This is a genomic window from Acidovorax sp. KNOB132 (assembly GCF_057541515.1).
In genome coordinates this window covers 1-738 of sequence record NZ_BAAJYT010000618.1, presented here as the reverse complement: position 1 = coordinate 738, position 738 = coordinate 1, and the positions used below count along the sequence as shown (strand labels likewise).

Below are 738 nucleotides of genomic sequence, written 5' to 3'. Positions count from 1 at the left end.
CGCTGCTGCGGGCGCTGCGGCCTGCACGCGCACCAGGTCGCCGTCGTTCAGGAACGCGCCGCCGCGCTCGACCACCGTCACGCCCGGCTGCAGGCCCGAGACGATCTCCACCCGGTCGCCCGTGCGCTGGCCGGTCTGCACGCGGCGCATCACCACGCGGCTGCCCTCGCCGATCTCGAACACGCTGCTGAAGCCGTCGCGCACCACCACCGACGACTGCGGCACGCTGAGCGCATCGCGCTGCCCCAGCAGAAAATCGCCGCGCGCGAACATGCCTGCGCGCACATCGGGGTGGATGGGCAGGTCCACATAGACCAGGCCGTTGCGCGTCTGGGGATCGACGGTGGGGGCGATCATGCGCACCGTGCCCGGCACCTGCGCGCCGCTGGCGGCCGTCACGATCACCTGGCTGCCGGGGCGGATGCGCGGCAGGTCGTTGGAGGTGACCTCGGCGCGCCATTCCAGGCGGCCCTTGCGCACCATGCGAAAGAGTTCGGTGCCCGCGCCCAGCACCGCGCCCACGGTGGCCGTGCGCGAGGAGATGACGCCGCTGTCCGGCGCCAGCACCTGGGCGTGCTTGAGCCGCAGCTGCTGCGCGTTGAGGGCCGCCTGCGCCGCCTCCACGCGGGCCTGGGCGGTCTCGCCGGCGGTCGAGTACTGCTGGATCTGCTGCTGGCTCAGGGCGCCGCTGGCCTGCAGCGTGCGGGCGCGCTCGGCGTTGGCGGGCGGCCTCGGGCG

The 738-nt window shown here is 74.3% G+C and carries 1 protein-coding gene; it reads right to left on the bottom strand.

Annotated features, from left to right (window positions below; all coding sequences use genetic code 11):
* Positions 1 to 738: efflux RND transporter periplasmic adaptor subunit (locus tag AC27IO_RS25040; protein ID WP_498741320.1), on the bottom strand; the 738-nt coding region annotated here is incomplete at both ends.